Consider the following 20,028-nt stretch of genomic DNA (forward strand, 5'->3'; position numbering starts at 1 on the left):
GGTGAGAAAGAATGGAGAAAGAGGCGCAGCAGGCATATCATCGCTATATTCGTGGAATTATTTTAATTGGTTTAGCCATGCTCTTATTTAAACTACTTGTAACAGGAAATATTTATAATTTTATCGCTCCAAAAATGATTAAATTTACGTATATAGCTTTTGTTGTAATTTTATTTCTTGGTTCCTTACAAGTTTGGGGATGTGGCAGAGAGAGACAAGATGAATGTAAGTGTTGTAAGCATCATACGACATCAAAATTAAGAATGAAAAATTATTTTGTATATGTTTTATTGGTTGTTCCAATTATTAGCGCTTTTCTATTTTCAAGTGTAACAATAGACGGAAGTTTAGCGGCAAAAAGGGGCATGAATCAAAGTGCACAGGCGATAAGTATGGAAAAGAACGAAAAAGAGGGAAGACAGGTAAATTCTGATTGGCGAGAAATATTAATTGAACAAGGTGAAACCTCGAATTTACCAACGACTTATCAATCGGAAGAGCAATTAGCAAAAAGTATGTTAGGGCAGCGCAAAATACAAGTAGAGGATAAGGATTATGTTCAAACAATGAATATAATTGGCCAAGATGTTAATGGGTTTAAAGGGAAAGAAATTACATTCTCAGGGTTTATATATAATGATAAAGATGTGACGGGTAGTAAAGCGGTAGTGGCTCGATACGGCATAACTTGTTGCATTGCGGATGCATCAGTCTGGGGGATGATTGTTACGGGAGAAAATGTTGAAAAAATTCCAGAAGAAACATGGGTGAAAATAACAGGTTTATTAGATAAAACGACATATAAAAGTACACTCTTTCCACTTGTAAAAGTAAGCAAAGTGGAGAAAATTAATAAGCCAACAGATCCATATGTATATGATGCTTTACCTCAATAAGAAAGAATTAATTCTTTATATTTTCATGAAATAGAATCATAATCGCGATGCAAAAAAAATAAAGATAAGAGTAATTTGGTTAGTTAAAAATATGTGTATAAGAAGATATGAGATGAACTGGATTACTCATAAACCATCGTTTGAATTTGATAATTTTAGTCATATTATTCGGTCGCAATCTGCGTGGAGTGGACATTTAGATTTCACATATGATTTAGTACGATTTGAATAGCCAGAAACTTTAGTTGAGTTAGGCACACATTTAGGTGCTTCCTTTTTTAGTTTTTGCCAGGGGGTAAAAGACGGAGGATTATTTCTAAAAGGCTGTAGTGAAAAATTTTCGGAGATACTTAAAAATAAAGAAGAAATACAAAATATGTATAAATAAAAGAGGGGCATGCATCTGTTAAATGATGCGTGCTCTTTTTGTTATGGGGAAATATAGTACTACATATGGGTTGAAGGCAGTAGTAAACAGTTTTGTTGTGGTAAAATTAAAAAGTTATTATTTGGTAATTCTTTCTAAATAAATAAAAATACAACATTTTTTATATTTTTCATTGCGAAAAGAGCCATCTACTTTTACAATAGAAAGGGTTGTGAATATATTATACTGGAAAAATAAATCGAAATAATATGAAAATTTTGTTTTGTCTTCGCTAATTGTATACTACATACACGTGAGACTGCATACATCATGTTATCGACTTGTAAGGAGAGAAAAAAATGAAAAGTGTAAGATTACCATCGATGCTAGAAATTATTATTCTTTTATTCCTATTTCTTGCTGTCGTCTTTTCCTTCCAAACGATTTTTGATCTCCCAATTCAATTAGCGCTATTTATTTCATGGTTTTTAGTTATTGCGCTTGGATTAAGATTAGGATTTCGTTATCAAGAATTGCAAGATGCAATTACGAAAGGGATTTCTAATGGATTAGAAGCAATTCTTATTTTAGTTGCAGTTGGGGCTTTAATTGGAACGTGGATTGCTGGTGGGGTTGTACCTACATTAATTTATTATGGATTAGAATTCATTCACCCTAGCATATTCTTATTGGCAACTTTAATTATTTGTTCAATTACGTCTATCGCGACAGGAACATCATGGGGAACGGTTGGAACAGCTGGTATCGCTATGATGGCGATTGGTGAAGGACTTGGATTACCACTTCCGCTTGTAGCTGGTGCAGTCCTTTCAGGAGCTTATTTCGGGGATAAATTATCACCACTTTCTGATAGTACAGTTCTTGCAGCTTCTATGGCGAAAGTAGATGTTATTGCTCACGTTCGAGCTATGCTCGTATTAGACGTTCCGGCGTATATTATTACCAGTATTATGTTTACTGTTGCTGGATGGATGTATGGCGGGGATAATGTAGATTTAAATAGAGTAGAGTTTTTAAAAGAAGCTTTATTAAAGGAATTTGATATTAAAATATGGATGCTTGTTCCAGCGGTAATCGTTATTGTACTATTGGCGATGAAGAAACCATCTATGCCAACAATTGCTATGGGAGCATTAATTGGTGCAATTTGGGCAACTCTTTTCCAAGGAATGCACTTTGGAGAGGCAATTGGAACAGCATATAACGGATTCTCAATTCAATCTGGTGTTGAGTTTGTCGATAAGTTATTAAACCGTGGTGGAATTAATGGTATGCTTGGTTCAGTAGCCGTTATTATTTTCGGCTTAGGTTTTGGTGGATTACTTGAAAAGCTAGGTGTTCTAAAAGTAATCGTATCGAAATTTGAGAAGAAATTAAATTCTGCAGGTAATGTAACATTGTCTACTTTAATCGTTGCGTTTTTAGCTAACATATTTGGTTGTGCGATGTACGTATCACTTATTTTAACACCAAAAATTATGGAAGAAAGCTATGATAAATTAAAAATAGACCGCCGCGTATTAGCGCGTAATTCAGAAGTAGGTGGAACGTTAACTTCTGGTATGGTTCCGTGGTCTGATAATGGTATTTTTATGGCTGGTATTTTAGGTGTCGCAACGTTCTCATACATTCCGTTTATGTGGCTAAGTTTCGTTTCACTTATTTTAGCAGTTATTTACGGATATACAGGCAAGTTCATTTGGTATGTAGACGACGTTGAAAAAGGAAAGCAAGTATCGTAAAAAAATACCTTCTGCCATCGCAGAAGGTATTTTTTTACGTATGAATGAGAATTCTTATCATTCGAACGAAAGTCTGTTACAATAAGAAATGTAAGTATTTTATTTTCAAGGGGATGAAAAAATGGAGTACAGAATTGAAAGAGATACATTAGGAGAAATGAAAGTTCCAGCTGATAAATTATGGGCAGCACAAACGCAACGTAGTAAGGAAAATTTTCCAATTGGAACAGAGCATATGCCGCTTGAAATTGTAAAAGCATTTGCGATTTTAAAGAAGAGTGCAGCTCTTAGTAATCAAAAATTAGGGAAGTTATCAGAAGAGAAAGCGCAAGCAATTATGGAAGCTGCTGATGAAGTTATCGTAGGGAAATGGAATGAACATTTTCCACTTGTAGTCTGGCAAACAGGTAGTGGTACACAATCGAATATGAATGTGAATGAAGTAATTGCAAATCGTGGAAATCAAATTTTGAAAGAAAAGGGATCTGACGTACATATTCATCCGAATGATGATGTGAACATGTCCCAAAGTTCAAATGATACATTCCCAACAGCGCTTCATGTAGCGTGTGTAATTGCGGTAGAAAATCATGTATTACCAGCTATTACGAAATTAAAAGAAACGTTAGCAGAAAAAGTAACTGCATTTGAACATATTATTAAAATTGGTCGTACGCATTTACAAGACGCAACACCGTTAACGTTAGGGCAAGAAATTAGTGGTTGGCACCGTATGCTTGAAAAAACAGAGCGTATGATTGCAGATAGCAATACATATATGAAAGAATTAGCAATTGGTGGTACGGCAGTTGGAACAGGAATTAATGCGCATCCTAAATTTGGCGAGATGGTAGCAGCAGAAATTAGTCAATTTACAGGTAAACAATTTGTGTCTGCATCAAATAAGTTTCATGCGTTAACGAGTCATGATGAAGTTGTATTTACACATGGAGCATTAAAAGCATTAGCGGCTGATTTAATGAAGATTGCTAACGATGTGCGCTGGCTTGCAAGTGGTCCACGTAGTGGTCTTGGGGAAATTACTATTCCTGCAAACGAGCCAGGAAGCTCTATTATGCCAGGTAAAGTAAATCCAACGCAAAGTGAAGCGTTAACAATGGTTGTCGCACAAGTTATGGGGAATGATGCAACAATCGGATTTGCTGCGAGCCAAGGTAACTTTGAGTTAAATGTATTTAAACCAGTAATTGCTTATAACTTCTTGCAATCTGCTCATTTATTAGCTGATGCGATTGTTTCATTCAATGACAAATGTGCAGTTGGTATTGAAGCAGATGAAGAAGTAATTAATGAAAATGTAAATCGTTCATTGATGCTTGTAACAGCGCTAAACCCACATATCGGATATGAAAATGCAGCGAAAATTGCAAAGCATGCTCATAAAGATGGATTAACTTTAAAAGAAGCAGCACTGCAATCGGGATTACTAACAGAAGAGCAATTTGATGAAATTGTAGATCCGAAAAAAATGATTGCTCCGAAAGAATAATGGAAGAGGCCAAGGTTCTTAGTTTAGAATCTTGGCATTTTTTATTGTATTTCAGTTTTTAATTGCTTGCGGGAAGGTAAATACGTTTAGTGGGTCATATTTTTTATTTATTTTTCTTAATTTGTTTGCATGTGTTCCGTAGTAAGCAGTCATGTAATCTTGTAAACGACTGTACGGAAAGTTGACAAATGAGCCTTCTGTTATGGATTCTATATGTTCAAATCGTTTTTCTAACCATTGTACATTATCTTTTTTTAAGATTGGATCTTCCCATATAGATTGAAGCCCGATAATATAATAGGCATCTCGGTAATAAAAAGCAGTTTCATCTTTATTTATTTCTTTTACTTTCCCACCTAGCGGATAGAGGCTTATCGCTGCAAAAACACTGCCGGTCGCTCTTTTTTGAATAAGACTAATGATTTGTTCTATTTCTTCCTCATTATATTGTTTCTGCACGAATCGTCCTGTAGATTTAGATTGTTCAGAGGGTGGATATGAAGACTGTACGATTTCCATTGCCTCGAGAAAGCTAATATATTGTAAATTTGTTGTTACACCGTCTATATGAAGTAAATCTTGTAAAATGATATTAGCTTCTTCTGGTGTCCCGTAAAATAAACCTCGTCCATATATTGCTAGTCCTTCTGTAGCTGAATTATATATACTTGCACCAATAGTCATCTTATTATTTAAATCTACTAACCAATTTTGCCATACATGAAGAAATTCCTTTTGGATGTTTACTGAAGCATTTGGCCAATATAGTTCAACTAAAGTAACTTTATCAACTTTTGGAGGGAGCTTAAAAGTTAGCGAAACGACAATGCCAAAGTTTCCGCCACCAGCGCCGCGGCAAGCCCAAAATAAATCTTTATGGCCAGATTCATTAGCTGTAATTACGCTACCTTTGTAGTCAATCAATTCTAGCTCAATTAAATTGTCGCAACCAAGGCCGAAATACCTACTAGAGTAGCCCCAACCACCGCCTAACGTATATCCACTTACTCCAACAGTTGGACAAGTTCCTCCTGGAAATGGGTAACCTTTTGAAGAAATAAAGTCATAGACTTGTTTATTTTGAGCACCTCCTTGAATTTTTATTGTATTTTTATCTTGATTAAACTGGATGCAGTTCATTCTACTTATATCGATTACAAGGATGTTGTTGCCGATAGAATACCCTTCGTAATGGTGCCCGCCAGACCGAATGCGAATAGCAATTTCATTTTTTCTTGCCCAAATAATTGCATTACTAACATCCCATTTTGTATAGCAATAAACAATAGCTAAAGGGAATTTTTGAACAGCACGATTCCATTCTTGTCTAGCGTCTTCATATTCATAATCATATCGTGTAATAATTTCACCTGTTAACCCTTCATAACTTAACTCATACATGATAAGCACCTTTCATTCGTTTAGAGTAAGAGTTCACTTTTTTAGAAATAGTGTATGTTCGTATTGTTTGTTGGTGATGGAAAGATAGAGATATCTTTTTGGAATAAAAATAGGCTAACTTAGAAATTAGTTAGCCTGAGCGATTAATATGTAAATAGTATGAATTAGTGGGGGATCAATCGATTACTTTCATATGTGGGCAGTTCTCTTTTAAGTATGAAATGAATTGTTCCTCTTCTTGCGGTACAAATGATGTTACTGAATCGAATAGATTATAATAAATTTCTAATTGTTGTCTTGTCCATTTTTCGGAATAAAGTTTTTTACCAGAGTATTTAATGTGACGTATATCTTCAAACGGAATTTCAGTGCGGAGAATGAACCCATGTTTAATAACAAGAGAAGATTGCGTTATTTTGTAATGAGAAAAATAGAAAGAAGAGAGATTTACGATATTTAAGAGCATCATGAGTGTGAAAAGAATTGAATTCTCATTTTGAAAGAAAAGAGAAATAAAAAAAACAACTATAAACAATGAAATTAAAATGATATGAAATGGGTTTTTTTCGCTTTAAATTTCAAGTAAATCACCTCGGTATACCAGTTATTAAAATAATTAAATCACAATATGATAATGAAACGTAAAAATATGCAACATTGCATATCTTTACGTTTCATTATTCGTGTAAACTTTTTTGATGGGATAAATTTAAATGAAGTTTTTCAACAGTGGAGTTGCATAAAATGACTTGCAGAAAAAGAGTTAAAGTAATAGTCATAATTAGTTGTACGATAATCATTAGTGGTTGTTCAAATAGATTTGTTGAGGATGGAAATGGAAAACATGTATTTGTACAAGCGAGTAAAGTTTTAGTAGAGGTTGTTTATAAAATATATAAGAGGTAAAAAGGTGTTTCCGCATATGGAAACACCTTTTTTGTAGTTAAAATTGAGTGCTGGAAGGATCTTGAATAGTAGTCATGTTTTGTTTCACATCCCATAATAATTAGTTTGTAAAATACATTCTCTTTTCGGTGTGATAAGTCCTTTTTGTATCTTTGAATAGATATTTTTATAAAAGTTTATAAAATAGGCAAACGGAATGTTGAAATGTTTATTTTCATTGTGTTAAGATGATGAAGTGATAATAAACGATATTATAATTTGTTTGTTTTTAAATAAACCTTTTGGAGGAATGTTTAGTATGGGTGATATTTCAGAGAAGTTTTGGGATGCGTCGGTAGGGGAATTGAAGAAAGGGTATGTGTTTGATACGGAAGCAGAAGAATATATTTGCTTAGCTTGTGGAGAGACATTTATAAAAGGGGTTATTTATCAAGATAATCAAGTTTTGTATGAAGCAGAGAAGTTTGTACAGTTGCATATTCAAAACGAGCATACGTCTATGTTTGATTATTTATTAAATCTAGATAAGAAGTTTACAGGTTTAACCGATTTGCAAAAGAAAATGGTTCAATTCTTCCATATGGGACTTAATGATAAAGAAATTGTAAAAGAGATGGATGGTGGGAGCACATCAACAATCCGTAATCATCGATTTACATTACGGGAGAAGATGAAGCAAGCAAAAGTATTTTTAGCATTAATGGAATTATCAGAAGAAAAATCAAAAGTTCAATCTAAATTTGTTCCGATTCACAGAACAGCTACGATGGTAGACGATCGCTACAATATTACAGAAGAAGAAAACGATGAAGTGTTAAAAGCGCATTTTATAGAAGGATTAGATGGACCGCTGTCTAAATTTCCTAAAAAGCAAAAACGTAAATTAATTATATTGCGTCATTTAGTGAGAAAGTTTGATAGTAATAAAAAGTATACTGAAAAAGAAGTAAATGCAGTCTTAGAAAATGTATATCCGGATTTTGTGACTTTAAGAAGATATTTAATTGAATATGGTTTTATAGATAGAACAGCTGATGGAAGCCAATATTGGGTGAAATTATAAGAAATAGAGAAGGAAAATGAATAGAAGCACATAATTAAAACAACTATACAAAGAGATAAAAGTTGAAGAGAGTGTATGAAGTGAATAGTAAGAGTACGATTTGAAGTGTTAGAAGTTAGTATTTTAATGAGTAGACAGAATTGAAAAATTAGAAGAGAAATGGTTGGTGCAATTTCAACCATGTGGAGCACGGATATAGCCGTGTGGTCTCGAATTAAAAGGAGAAATGAAAGTTGAAACCACCTACAGATAACAATAAAGAAGGTGTAGAGTCACAGAAGTCAGAAAAGGAAAATAAACCGATATGGAAATCGATGTCCATGTTTTTAGTTCCGTTACTATTAAGTAATGTATTACAATCAGTAGGACAATTATTTGGTATGGTAGTAGTAGGAAGATGGCTTGGTGTAAATGATTTAGCAGCTATATCGGCATTCTTCCCGTTATTTTTCCTACTCGTTTCATTTGTAATTGGAATTGGTTCTGGTAGTTCTATTTTAATCGGTCAGGCGTTTGGTGCTAAAAATGAAGAACGTTTAAAAGCTATCGTTGGTACGACGCTTACGTTTACTTTTATTATCGGAGTTGTATTGGCGATAATAGGAAGTGTGTTTGCACTGGATATTATGCGCATTATGGGAACACCAGAAAACATTATTGATATAAGTGTACATTATGCGCGTATTTTATTTATATCTATGCCAGTTTTATTTTTATATTTTGCGTATACAACTTTTATGCGAGGGACGGGAGATTCCAAAACACCATTTTACTTTTTAATAGTTAGTACAGCACTAAATATGTTATTATTACCGATCCTTATTTTTGGTTGGTTAGGACTTCCGAAATTAGATGTTTACGGAGCAGCCTATGCTTCGGTTATATCTACAGTAATTACTTTTATTGTCATGCTAATGTATTTAAAGAAGAAAAATCATCCACTACAATTAGATAGGACAGTAAGAAAATATCTTCGTATGGACTGGGAGTTATTAAAGTTATTGTTACGCCTCGGTATTCCAGCGAGTATTAATATGATATTAGTTTCATTATCAGAAATCGCGGTAATCGCATTTGTAAATCGATATGGTTCAGATGCAACAGCCGCGTATGGCGTTGTGAATCAAGTTGCAAGTTATGTACAAATGCCAGCGGTTAGCCTCGGTATTACAGTATCAATTTTTGCAGCACAATCAATTGGTGCGAACCAATTTGGTCGATTGCAGAAAGTTGTTAAGGCCGGAATTATTATGAATTACATCATTGGCGGTGTATTAATATCTCTTATTTATTTGTTCTCAAGAGATATTCTAGCACTATTTTTAACGAGTCAAAATACAATTGAAATTGCTCATAGCCTAATCATGATTACATTATGGAGTTACTTAATTTTCGGTCATGCACAAATTATTAGTGCGACAATGCGAGCAAGTGGTACAGTACTATGGCCAACTGTAATCGGTGTTGTATCAATTTGGCTTGTTGAAGTACCTGTGGCGTATTATCTTTCTTACCATACGAGCCTTGGTATAGAAGGGATATGGATTGGGTATCCAGCTGCATTCATCGTCAGCTTAATATTACAGTATGCATATTATAAGCTTTCATGGCAGAAGAAACGAATTACACGATTAGTAAGTTAGAAGATGAAAATGAGGTGATGCCCTTTTGATTTCGTGCAATAGTAAATGGAATTATATCAATAATTTTTCGAATATATCTATCATAACTTGCAATATATCGGCAATTAGACAAAGGATATCGATTTACCAACAAATACTGACAATAGTAACAAGGCTATAAAAAGAAGAGGCGGTGCCAAAATATCATTTGGCACCGCCTCATTTTTTGTTAGTAAATGTCTATAAATAACTTTTCAAAGTTATGTCAAAATGTTGTCTAATGAGTTTTCCATTATTCATATAAAACTCCCAAGCTTTCTCTGGTTCACCGATAATTTCAAATGAATCTTCTGTAATATATAAAGCGCAATTATCTTCTAATGCAATGCCCTCTATATGACCTTGGTGAGTTTGTAAAAACGTATGGAAGGCATTCACTCTATTTAATTGATTGTAATGGGGGCAAAATCTTTTGTTAACAATACTCCAGCCACTACTTTCTATATAACCAGAACCTTCATAATCTGAACGGATGCTAGATGTGAACCAGCACATAGCACCGGCACTACATCCTGCAATAAGTGTTCCATGTTGTAAAGCAAATAGTAACTTTTCATCTAGTTTATGTTCTTTCCATTGTTCCAGCATTTGAACGTAATTCCCACCGCCAAGATAAATTAAATCGGCAGAATGAATCATCTCATCTATTTCATATTTAGTAGGTGTTTCGTTTATAATACGTAAAATTTGAACCTCACAATGTAACTGCTTTTCAAACGTTTCTAAAAATAATTTTATATAGTCTTCATCATCATGACTAGCTGTTGGAATGAATAATACTTTTGGGTATTGTTTATTTGTTAATTTTATAAGTCGTTCATTAATATGCAAGTGATTTGAATCTTGTAAATCACCGCCACCAATGACAGCTAATTTCATAGGAAAGCACCACCTAATAATATTTGTTATGTAAAAATTCGATAGCGGGGAGTTACATTCCTTCTGTGATTTAATGAATTAACAAGTGGAATGAATAATAAAAAATACAGTTTAAAATATATTGAAATAGTAAGGGCTGTCGGTAGCAGTAGATAGCAAGGGATTAGAAGCAGTTTATTGATATATAATACTGGATACTATCGTTTCAAAGTATGGAAGTAATATGGTTAAATGAATATAACGACGTATTAATTAATATTGAAGGAGTTTTTATAGTTAAAAGGTGCGGGAAATACCAGAGAATTTACAAAAGTGGCTTTTACTTTTTATAGGAACTTATTTTATAATAGGGTAAAGTTATATCGATATATTTATTTGGTATGAAATGAAAAGAGGGAGCGTGAAAGAGTGGATTTTCGATTTGAATTTACAACAAAACTGAGAGAATATTTAGATGATGAGAAGGATGAAAAAATAATAAAGGATGGACATAGAGATATAATTTTTCAGTATTTATATCCTTTAGAGAGTGAAATTGGCTTTGTTAAAAATCCTAATTTTACTTTTTTGGCATCAGGAAGACGTTCACATATAGTATTAGAAAATATTGAATTTAAAACAGAAGTAAACGTAGAAAGTAATGTAATTGAAATTACAAAAATAGTGGATAATGTCGTTATTCCATTGGATACTATCGTAGCAAAGGATCGGGAATTATTTGCACTAGGGCGTAATGAAAAATTTAGTGTGCAAATATTAGAATATTATCTCTTTGAGACATTTGGTGAGAAGTTAGGTTTACAATAACAACTATGTTGGCAGAAGATTAAGGTTTACAATGAACCTAACACGGTACAGGCTAATAATTAGTGGAAATTGGTAAAAAGCTAATTAAAAGTATCGTTTTACATCATTCATGTTTGACCTTTTATTTATTTCGTACTACAATCTGTAGTGTGAAAGGAGTTATAATATGTTTACTCAAAACTACAAGTTAAATGAGCAAGGATTAAATCACTTTTTCGGACCGCTTGAAGCGAAAATTATGGAAATTGTTTGGTCTACTCAAGGTATTACTATTAAAGAAGTACAGCAAAAATTAAGTGAAGAATCCCCGGTGAATTTTAATACTGTAATGACAGTTATGAACAGATTAGTAGAGAAAGCACATTTAGAAAAACATATTGTGAAAAGAAGTGGCATATATCGTGCGGCACAAACGAAAAAAGAATTTTTATCTAATCAAACGAAGAAAATGACACAGGAATTAATGGGTGAATTTGGAGATCTTGTTGTGAACCATATGATAGATGAGTTAGAGCAAGCTGATCCGTCTTTAATAAAAAGGTTAGAAGAGAAATTAAATCAGCTAAAAAAAGAGGACCGATAACATGAAGTGGCAAATGCGTAAAATCGTTTTGTTAGCAGTGAGTATTAGTGTTCTTTTTTTTAGTATGTTAGTATACTACGTCACATACCCATTTCTTTTTCAAAATAAAGCATTTTTTCTTTCACAGTTTTGTTTATTTGAATTGCAAAAGCATATGAGGGAACTATCAATACTCCGCATTATGATGGCTGGATTACTGTTATTTACTATATTCATTATAAGTAAAAGAATTTGGAAGCAGTTTTTTTATAGTAAAAGATTGAAGAAAAATCTCGTGTCTATTACAAGAAAAGGAAAGCGAGTATACGTATTATCGACGTTACAGATTACAGCATTTACAATTGGGTTATTTCGACCGAAAATTGTAATTTCAGAAGGGATGTTTCAGTCGTTTTCAGAGGAAGAAATTGATGCGATTGTTTTACATGAGGAGTATCATCAAAAAAATCGAGATCCATTAAAATTATTTTTCTTTACACTGTTAGCGGAAGGAATGATGTATATTCCTATATTAAAAGGGATGCTACAGCGTTATCATGTGTATCAAGAGCTATCAGCTGATAAATATGCGATGCAAAAAATGAAATCTTCATTCGAGCTAGGTAGTGCGTTATTAAAATTAATTAAAATAAAGACGATGGAAAATAAATGTATTACAGCTTCATTTGCGAAAACCGCAATTAATTTACGGATCGAGCAAGTGTTGAATGAAAAAGTTGTTAAGCTCAATATACCATTACATACAAATTCAGTATATGTTACGTTAGGGCTATTTTGTATGTCGATTGTACTTATTGTCGGAGAGTGCATATAGCCTCTTTTTTTACTTATTAGCACTACAACTCGTAGTGCAATGCGGAGGAATAAAATGAATGTAGCGGATCTAACAATTTGGCTAGTAGTAGGGCCAGGGGTACTTTCATTTATATCACCATGTTCTTTACCACTATATCCATCTTATTTATCATATATTACAGGAATTTAGAAATGAGGAGGCAGAAAAGTGAAGAAACTAATTGTTATTATATTAGCCGGGGCATTAATTTGGGCAGGAGTTAACTTTTATAATACTAAGAAAGAAGAAAAAGAAAGAAAAGCGAAACAAGCGGAGTTACAAGAGAAAGAAGTATTACCACAAGTGGGATTTAAAGCGCCGAACATAACATTAAAAGGATTAGATGGGAAGCTTTATTCGTTAAATGATGCAAAGGGAAAACCATATATTATTAATTTTTGGGCATCATGGTGTGGCCCATGTGAAATGGAGGCTCCTGACTTAGTTCGTTTGTATGATAAATATAAAAAGGATGTTGAAATCTTTGCGGTAAATGCAACTATCGGGGATCCAGTACAAGAAGCGAGCGCATTTGCAGATCGTCACGGATTTAAATTTCCTGTTCTATTAGATATGGATGGAGTAGCTGGAATCGATTATAAAGTATTCTCGTTACCAACGACATTTTTTGTTAATAAAGATGGAATTATAGTAGATCAAGCACGAGGGGTATTACCTCCAGAACAATTAGAAGAGAAGTTTAAGAAATTAATTGAGAATTAAGAGGGGATTTTATAGTGATGGAGTGGATAGTGAGGTTACAACCAGTATCGCTTATAATAGGAAGTCTATTTGGATTTATACTGATGAAACGAAAGATGAGGCACCAAAATGTATCATATGAAAAAATGATGGATGTTGTAACAAATGCTTTTCTTATCATCGTATTTGTATGGAAATTTGCACCGGCAATTTTAAATCCAGTATGGGCAATAGGATCGCCATTGCAAGCGTTATTAGCTGTAGGAAGTATTCAGCACATTATAGTGGGGTGCATAATTGCAAGTATATACATTGTTTGGAAAAGTAAAAAGAAGCAATTTTCGCTTCGTATTTTACTTGATGCATTGCCTTTTGGACTATGCATGAGTATTATTTTTTATTTTCTATTTCATCAAAAATTAGGTGTACAAACTACAGTGCCTTGGGGTGTGAAAATATATGAATCTAAATTTTTATATCATCCTATTTTCGTGTATGAAATTGTACTCGCACTTTGTATAATAGGCTCGTTATGGTTAAAGAATGAAAGATTAGGAAATAGAAAGAATATAAGCTTCTTTCTAATCTGTGAAGGAATAGCTCATATACTCCTTTCGCTAATTAGTGAACAAAACTCGATTCTATTGGGTCTGTCTATACAGCAAATAATGAGTTTTTGTGTTATTAGTTTAGGTATTTTGTTAGTGCCAAAAAAATAAAAATAGCCATGTACGGAGAGCATCCGTGCATGGCTATTTTTAATAGTTATTTTGTAATAGTTTGTTGTAAAAAGAGAATTATATTTCTCTCTTTACAAGTACAATTCAGAGGAGTATATTTACAGACAGAATAGCTCAATTTGTATTTGGCAGCCGAATATGTATCGCTTAATCCATTATGGAGCGGGGGAACCAAATTTGTGCATATGGCACTAGGGGTGAATCCTTTTTATAGGTAGGGCTACTCTCAAGGTCCGAATCCGACAGCTAACCTCGTCAGCGTTTTGAGAGGGGGGACTTGTGTATAGAAAACACTAGGTGTAACCTAGTGTTTTCTTTTTTTATTCTCTTAGTAGCAAAAAATGAAAATATGTATTCTTAAAGAGAGGGAGAAAAGAATGAGCTGGTTTACAAGTCTAATTACAATTGGTCTATTCGTGTTAATCGCAAAACCTATGGGAGATTATTTATATAACGCTTTTCAAAAGCATCATTCATTTCAAAAAGTATTTGGACCGATAGAAACAGTATTATTTAAAGTGACTGGAGTTAAAGGTCATAGTCAAAGTGGTAAAAGATATATCTTTTGCTTATTAATGACGAATTTTTCTTTTATTGTAGTCGTATATGCTATTTTTAGGTTACAAGGAATATTGCCGTTAAACCCTAATCATTTTGAAGGATTAGAACCTACTTTAGCTTTTCATACAGCGATTACGTTTATGACGAATGCAAATTTACAACATTATGGTGGTGAAAGTAGTTTATCGCATTTTTCTCAAATGATAGGCGTAACGTTTATGATGTTCGCGGCTCCAGCAACTTCAATGGCGGTAGGTATTACATTTATTCGTCTATTGGCTGGGAAAAGAATTGGGAACTTTTTTGTTGATTTTGTTCAATCTATTATACGTGTACTTCTGCCGATTGCGTTTATAACATCATTGTTATTTGTATTATTAGGAGTACCGCAAACCCTTGATCCAACAGTAACTGTGAAAACGGTAGCAGGAACAATACAAGAGCTTCCACGCGGGCCGGTAGCTTCTTTATTATCTATTAAAGAACTAGGTGACAACGGTGGCGGATTTTTTGGAACGGTTTCTGCACACCCTTTCGAAAATCCTAATATGGTCAGTAATGTGTTGCAGATGGTATTACAAATGCTAATGCCAATGGCGTTTCCATTTGTATATGGGAGAATGGTCGGTAATCGAAAGCAAGGAAGAATGCTTTTTATATCAATGCTTATTCTTTTTATAATTGGTTTCTCGGTTCTTGCTACGACTGAATTAAAGGGGAATCCGCTGTTAAATCAATTAGGATTAGAAAGTTCACAAGGAAATATGGAAGGGAAAGAAACGCGTCTCGGTGTTATTTCTTCAGCTCTTTACGCGAATGTTACAAGTGCCTCTGGTACTGGTGGGGTCAATACGACTCATGACACGTTAACGCCAATTGGAGGGATGGTCCCGCTTGTAAATATGCTTTTAGGAGCAGTGTTTGGTGGTATTGGAGTTGGGTTTATGAATATAATCATGTATGCGATGATTGCTGTGTTTTTAGCAGGATTGATGATCGGCCGTACACCGGAATTTTTGAATAAGAAATTGGAAGGAAAAGAAATGAAGTTAATCGCGATTACGATTGTATCTCAGCCATTACTTATTCTTGGAGCGGCGGCAATTGCTTTTTCGACTTATCATGGAACGGATGCCATTTCCAATCCTGGTTTTCACGGTTTAACTCAAGTAATATATGAATATACGTCGTCAGCTGTTAATAATGGATCTGGATTTGAAGGGTTAAAAGATAATACACCGTTTTGGAATCTTTCAACTGGTATTGTAATGTATATTGGTAGGTATTTTGGAATCATTACAATGCTTGCTGTTGCAGTAGGGCTTAAAAAGAAGAAGATTATCCCTGAAACGATAGGAACCTTTCAAACTGATACTCGTTTATTTGGCGGGATTTTGTTAGGGACAATATGTATAGTAGGTGCATTAACATTTTTACCAGTGCTCGTACTTGGCCCAATTGCTGAATTTTTAACGATAATTTAACTGTATCATGTAATAAAGAAGGGTAATCCGTGTTTTTTAGGATTACCCAGTTTTCATTTTCATAATATGAACTAAAAAATCGGCGGAGTAACAGAAAATAAAACAATTGCATTTTTCTCGAATTGATTCACCCATTTATGCTTTAGATAAGCCGGTATTTTTACACTATCACCAGTTTCTAATATGTATTCCTCGTCATTTAAATACAATGTAATTTTCCCGTCTAATACAAATGCTAATTCTTCTCCTTTATGTTCTAAAGGATTTTCTGATGAAGAAGTATTTGGAGGAACAGTCATAATTGCTGTTGCTAAATTTCCTGTGAAATCAGGCGATAACAATTCATATGATAAATTATCAATAATCATTTTTTTTCGTTTATTAGAACGAACGATTAAATCGTCTGTATTTGTTTCTTCAAGTAAAAAACTAAATGTTGGAACATCAAGAGCTTTTGCGAGTACCTTTAATGTTTGAATGGAAGGATTAGCAGAACCACGTTCAATTTGACTAAGCATAGATGGTGTAATTTCAGCCAACTTTGCTAGTTCTTTACTAGTTAACCCTTTTTCTTTTCTTTGTCTTTCAATTTTTTTACCAATATCTATATTTTCCATAATAAATTCTCCTTAATGGTTATTAAATTATATTTAAATAAATTAAATTAAAATTAACTAAAACTGAATTTTGTGTTAAACTATATTAAAATTAATTTAATTATAATTTATTGTATGGCTAGCTACAAGGATATGAGGAGGAAGAGGAATGAAGGAGATAGAGGCATTAAAAGAACGATACCCACTATTAAACAACCTTATTGCAACGGAAGAAGTATTTTGGGTGAACCCGAATACGGAAAAGTATGAAACGGCGATAAAAGGTTCACCGCTTAATGAAGAAAATGTAAAAGATGCAGAAGAGAGGTTAAAACGCTTCGCACCATATATTGCAAAGGTTTTTCCTGAAACGCAAGAAACGAGCGGAATTATAGAATCTCCTTTAGTGAAAATACCTTCTATGAAACAATCTTTAGAGAAAAATTACGGGCAATCTATTTTAGGAGAATTATTATTAAAGTGTGATGGTCATCTTCCAATATCAGGATCAATAAAGGCAAGAGGTGGCATTTATGAAGTGCTGAAACATGCTGAGCAATTAGCTTTGCAGCATGGAATGTTAACTGAGCAAGATAATTATTCAATTTTAGATAGTGATAGATTTAGAGAGTTTTTTGCGAAATATTCTATTGCGGTAGGTTCGACAGGAAATTTAGGGCTTAGCATCGGTATTATGAGTGCGAAATTAGGTTTCAATGTGACAGTTCATATGTCAGCAGACGCAAAAGAATGGAAAAAAGATTTATTAAGAAGCAAAAATGTAAACGTTATTGAATATGAAGCTGATTATAGTAAAGCGGTAGAAGAAGGACGTCAACAAGCAGATGCTGATCCTAGTTGTTATTTTGTTGATGATGAAAATTCACATGACTTATTTTTAGGATACGCAGTAGCAGCGTCTCGTTTGCAAAAACAATTAGAAGAGTTAGAGATTGTAGTAGATGAAGAACATCCTTTATTCGTTTATCTTCCGTGCGGAGTCGGTGGGGGCCCAGGTGGAGTAGCATTCGGTTTAAAGTTATTGTATAAAGACAATGTTCATTGTTTCTTTGCTGAGCCTACGCACTCTCCATGTATGCTACTAGGTTTAATGACGGGACTTCACGATAAAATTTCTGTTCAAGAAATCGGCATTGATAATGTAACAGAAGCTGATGGACTTGCGGTAGGAAGACCATCAGGATTTGTCGGTAAAACGATGGAACCGTTTTTGAGCGGGAATTATACAGTAAGCGATGAAGAGTTGTATAGATTGTTAAAAGAACTGGCTGATACTGAAAACATTTACTTAGAGCCTTCTGCGTTAGCAGGTATGATAGGTCCGTTAAATGTATGTAAAGCTGAAAATGAGTATTTACAAAAACATCAGTTAACGGAAAAGGTAAAGAAAGGTACACATATTGTATGGGGAACTGGTGGGAGTATGGTACCAGAAGATGTAATGAGTGAGTATTATAAAAAAGGTGTGAAATTGACGTTAAAAGAAAAATGAGGCTATTTGCAGCCTCATTTTTCTTTTATTTATATGGAATGTTTAAAAAATAGGGAGGAGTAAATTATTATGACGAGTGTAAAAATAAAAGTGTATAGCAAATGTTCAACAAGAGCAGCTCCTATCCAGTCTCCTAGCTCTTTAGAAGTATCACTTTAAATACTCGGCATAAATGAATGAGTAATTACAAAAAATGTATAAGTAAGAAATGTTCCTTAAAACCTTCCTAATAAGATAACTAACCTTGACAAAAGGTATCCTCCAAATATAATTTCTTCTTCAAAACCAATATTTTAATTAAATAGTAATAGAGATAATAAAACATTTCTAAATTTAGCCCATTTATTTTTTTGATACTTATAGGAATCATTATAAAAACTTTGTTATTTTCACCCTAGTTCTTTATAGTATAGATATAAAGGATTGCTAATATTGATTAAATATAATAAGAAAAGCTTTATTTTATATAATAAGAGGATGTGTGTATACGATGTCATTACAGACAAAATATATAGCGGGTATTTCGCTTGGAGTTATGGGGGTAGGCTTTGCGGCTTCTATCCCTTTTCAAGGGACGGTAGCAGGGGAAATTATACAAGGGGGATTTGAAGCGGGATTAGTCGGCGGGCTTGCGGATTGGTTTGCGGTTACAGCTTTATTCCGTCATCCGTTGGGAATTCCGATTCCACATACAGCATTATTACCTAAAAATCGGAAGCGGGTAACAAAGGGGCTCGTTTCTACGTTAGAAAATGAATGGCTGACGAAAGAAAGTATTACAAGTAAAGTAAAAGAAATGCAGCTAGCACAAATGGTACTGCAAATTGCTGAAAAAGAGTTGCAGTCTGATGCTGTGAAAAAAGGGATTGTAACAATTGCTGAGAAAGCGATTCTTCAAATAGATACGGAAAAATTAGCGGTTATTATTGAAAAAGAATTAAAAACATATTTGCATACAATTGACACAAGTAACATATTAAAAATGCTTGTTGATCAATTAGTAGTGCAAGAATATGATGAAAAAACACTTGATTACATATTAGTAAAAGTGAAAGATTGGACGGCTCAAGATGAAGCTCGTTATCAGCTCGGAAGCTTAGGGATGAAGGCGATGGAAAACATAAAAGTAGATGGATTTTTACAGTTTACTTTGAAATCGTTTATGAATATTGTAGATGAAGATAAAATTGGAGGCATTTTGCAAAAGTTTATTATTAGCAATATTAACAGCTTGCAAGATGCTGATAATAGTACAAGACAACTTATAGTAATGAAGATTCGTCAAGAGCTTATAAATGTGAAAGAAAACGAAGCTTTATTACAGGAATTAGAGAATTGGAAAGAAAAATGGATTGCCAATTGGAATGCTACTGACAAAATAAAAGAGATGCTAGAGCAAGTACAACAAAGAGCAGTTACCTTTGTGAAAAATGAAGAATTTGCTGATAAATACCTTGTTCCATTTTTAAAAACACAAATGAATAAATTACAAGAAGACGCACTGACTGTTCAAAAGATAGAAGAGTGGTTACAAAAGCAAGTTGTCACGCTTGTTGAAAAAAATCATTCGAAAATTGGAAAGCTCGTACAAGAAAATCTTGATAAGCTAGATGATAAAACATTAATCGAAATGATTGAAAATAATGTGGGGAAAGATTTGCAGTGGATCCGTGTGAACGGGGCTGTTTGTGGTTTTATGATTGGATTAGTTTTAGAAGGAATAAAAGCGATTATATGAGA

At 33.6% G+C, this 20,028-nt stretch carries 16 protein-coding genes, 3 pseudogenes and 1 riboswitch; of the genes and pseudogenes, 15 read left to right on the forward strand and 4 right to left on the reverse strand.

Annotation, left to right across the window (positions count from 1 at the left end; all coding sequences use genetic code 11):
• Positions 1-11 precede the first annotated feature (11 nt).
• The 4 genes and pseudogenes from VK90_RS13360 (at position 12) to fumC (ending at position 4,536) form a co-directional block, all read left to right on the forward strand.
• Complete coding sequence (locus tag VK90_RS13360; RefSeq protein ID WP_048373393.1) at positions 12-896, forward strand: TIGR03943 family putative permease subunit; 885 nt, start codon at positions 12-14, stop codon at positions 894-896.
• A gap of 112 nt (positions 897-1,008) precedes the next feature.
• Positions 1,009-1,218: pseudogene (locus VK90_RS27665) on the forward strand (class I SAM-dependent methyltransferase); the annotation flags it as partial.
• Between the two features lie 404 nt (positions 1,219-1,622).
• Positions 1,623-3,026, forward strand: coding sequence for a Na+/H+ antiporter NhaC (gene nhaC / locus VK90_RS13365; protein ID WP_048373395.1), 1,404 nt, complete (start codon positions 1,623-1,625; stop codon positions 3,024-3,026).
• Positions 3,027-3,147: 121 nt separating this feature from the next.
• Entirely contained in the window at positions 3,148-4,536 is a 1,389-nt protein-coding gene (gene fumC, locus VK90_RS13370; RefSeq protein ID WP_048373397.1) for a class II fumarate hydratase, read from the forward strand.
• 51 nt (positions 4,537-4,587) lie between these two features.
• On the opposite strand, the gene VK90_RS13375 is transcribed toward fumC, so the two are convergent.
• Both VK90_RS13375 and VK90_RS13380 read right to left on the reverse strand, forming a co-directional pair.
• Positions 4,588-5,937: an FAD-dependent oxidoreductase gene (locus VK90_RS13375; protein ID WP_048373400.1), complete on the reverse strand. Its 1,350-nt coding sequence runs from the start codon at positions 5,935-5,937 to the stop codon at positions 4,588-4,590.
• Between the two features lie 175 nt (positions 5,938-6,112).
• A pseudogene (locus VK90_RS13380) lies at positions 6,113-6,519 on the reverse strand (PH domain-containing protein).
• A 622-nt stretch (positions 6,520-7,141) separates the two neighbouring features.
• On the opposite strand from VK90_RS13380, the gene VK90_RS13385 reads away from it, so the two are divergent.
• A complete protein-coding gene (locus VK90_RS13385; protein ID WP_025148979.1) occupies positions 7,142-7,906 on the forward strand; it encodes a DUF2087 domain-containing protein in 765 nt (254 codons plus the stop codon).
• Between the two features lie 233 nt (positions 7,907-8,139).
• A complete protein-coding gene (locus VK90_RS13390; protein ID WP_048373402.1) occupies positions 8,140-9,549 on the forward strand; it encodes an MATE family efflux transporter in 1,410 nt (469 codons plus the stop codon).
• A gap of 219 nt (positions 9,550-9,768) precedes the next feature.
• Here the strand turns inward: VK90_RS13390 and VK90_RS13395 are convergent, their stop codons facing one another.
• A complete protein-coding gene (locus VK90_RS13395) occupies positions 9,769-10,467 on the reverse strand; it encodes a peptidase E (protein WP_048373404.1) in 699 nt (232 codons plus the stop codon).
• A 408-nt stretch (positions 10,468-10,875) separates the two neighbouring features.
• On the opposite strand from VK90_RS13395, the gene VK90_RS13400 reads away from it, so the two are divergent.
• The 7 genes and pseudogenes from VK90_RS13400 to kdpA all read left to right on the forward strand — a co-directional run bounded on the left by VK90_RS13400 (position 10,876) and on the right by kdpA (position 16,179).
• The gene (locus VK90_RS13400; RefSeq protein ID WP_002171310.1) at positions 10,876-11,274 is read left to right on the forward strand and encodes a DUF3942 family protein; all 399 of its coding nucleotides are present in this window, start codon (positions 10,876-10,878) and stop codon (positions 11,272-11,274) included.
• A gap of 166 nt (positions 11,275-11,440) precedes the next feature.
• Positions 11,441-11,857 carry a BlaI/MecI/CopY family transcriptional regulator gene (locus VK90_RS13405; protein WP_048373406.1) on the forward strand — a complete coding sequence of 139 codons (417 nt, stop codon included), beginning with the start codon at positions 11,441-11,443 and terminating at the stop codon, positions 11,855-11,857.
• A gap of 1 nt (position 11,858) precedes the next feature.
• A complete protein-coding gene (locus VK90_RS13410; RefSeq protein ID WP_048373408.1) occupies positions 11,859-12,671 on the forward strand; it encodes a M56 family metallopeptidase in 813 nt (270 codons plus the stop codon).
• 54 nt (positions 12,672-12,725) lie between these two features.
• Positions 12,726-12,839: pseudogene (locus VK90_RS28615) on the forward strand (cytochrome c biogenesis protein CcdA); the annotation flags it as partial.
• Between the two features lie 21 nt (positions 12,840-12,860).
• Complete coding sequence (locus VK90_RS13415; RefSeq protein WP_048373410.1) at positions 12,861-13,415, forward strand: TlpA family protein disulfide reductase; 555 nt, start codon at positions 12,861-12,863, stop codon at positions 13,413-13,415.
• Positions 13,416-13,429: 14 nt separating this feature from the next.
• Positions 13,430-14,113 carry a prolipoprotein diacylglyceryl transferase family protein gene (locus tag VK90_RS13420; protein WP_025148972.1) on the forward strand — a complete coding sequence of 228 codons (684 nt, stop codon included), beginning with the start codon at positions 13,430-13,432 and terminating at the stop codon, positions 14,111-14,113.
• A gap of 155 nt (positions 14,114-14,268) precedes the next feature.
• Positions 14,269-14,411: riboswitch (cyclic di-AMP (ydaO/yuaA leader) on the forward strand.
• Positions 14,412-14,511: 100 nt separating this feature from the next.
• The gene (gene kdpA / locus VK90_RS13425) at positions 14,512-16,179 is read left to right on the forward strand and encodes a potassium-transporting ATPase subunit KdpA (RefSeq protein WP_048373413.1); all 1,668 of its coding nucleotides are present in this window, start codon (positions 14,512-14,514) and stop codon (positions 16,177-16,179) included.
• Between the two features lie 71 nt (positions 16,180-16,250).
• Here the strand turns inward: kdpA and VK90_RS13430 are convergent, their stop codons facing one another.
• Positions 16,251-16,796 (reverse strand): helix-turn-helix domain-containing protein, encoded by a 546-nt coding sequence (locus VK90_RS13430; protein WP_048373415.1) that lies wholly within the window; start codon positions 16,794-16,796, stop codon positions 16,251-16,253.
• 148 nt (positions 16,797-16,944) lie between these two features.
• Here VK90_RS13430 and VK90_RS13435 point away from each other — a divergent pair, with 148 nt between their 5' ends.
• Positions 16,945-18,288: a D-serine ammonia-lyase gene (locus VK90_RS13435; protein ID WP_048373418.1), complete on the forward strand. Its 1,344-nt coding sequence runs from the start codon at positions 16,945-16,947 to the stop codon at positions 18,286-18,288.
• Between the two features lie 490 nt (positions 18,289-18,778).
• Positions 18,779-20,026: a DUF445 domain-containing protein gene (locus tag VK90_RS13440; RefSeq protein WP_048373421.1), complete on the forward strand. Its 1,248-nt coding sequence runs from the start codon at positions 18,779-18,781 to the stop codon at positions 20,024-20,026.
• Positions 20,027-20,028: the final 2 nt, after the last annotated feature.

It is taken from the genome of Bacillus sp. LK2 (assembly GCF_001043575.1).
Taxonomy (GTDB): domain Bacteria; phylum Bacillota; class Bacilli; order Bacillales; family Bacillaceae_G; genus Bacillus_A; species Bacillus_A paramycoides.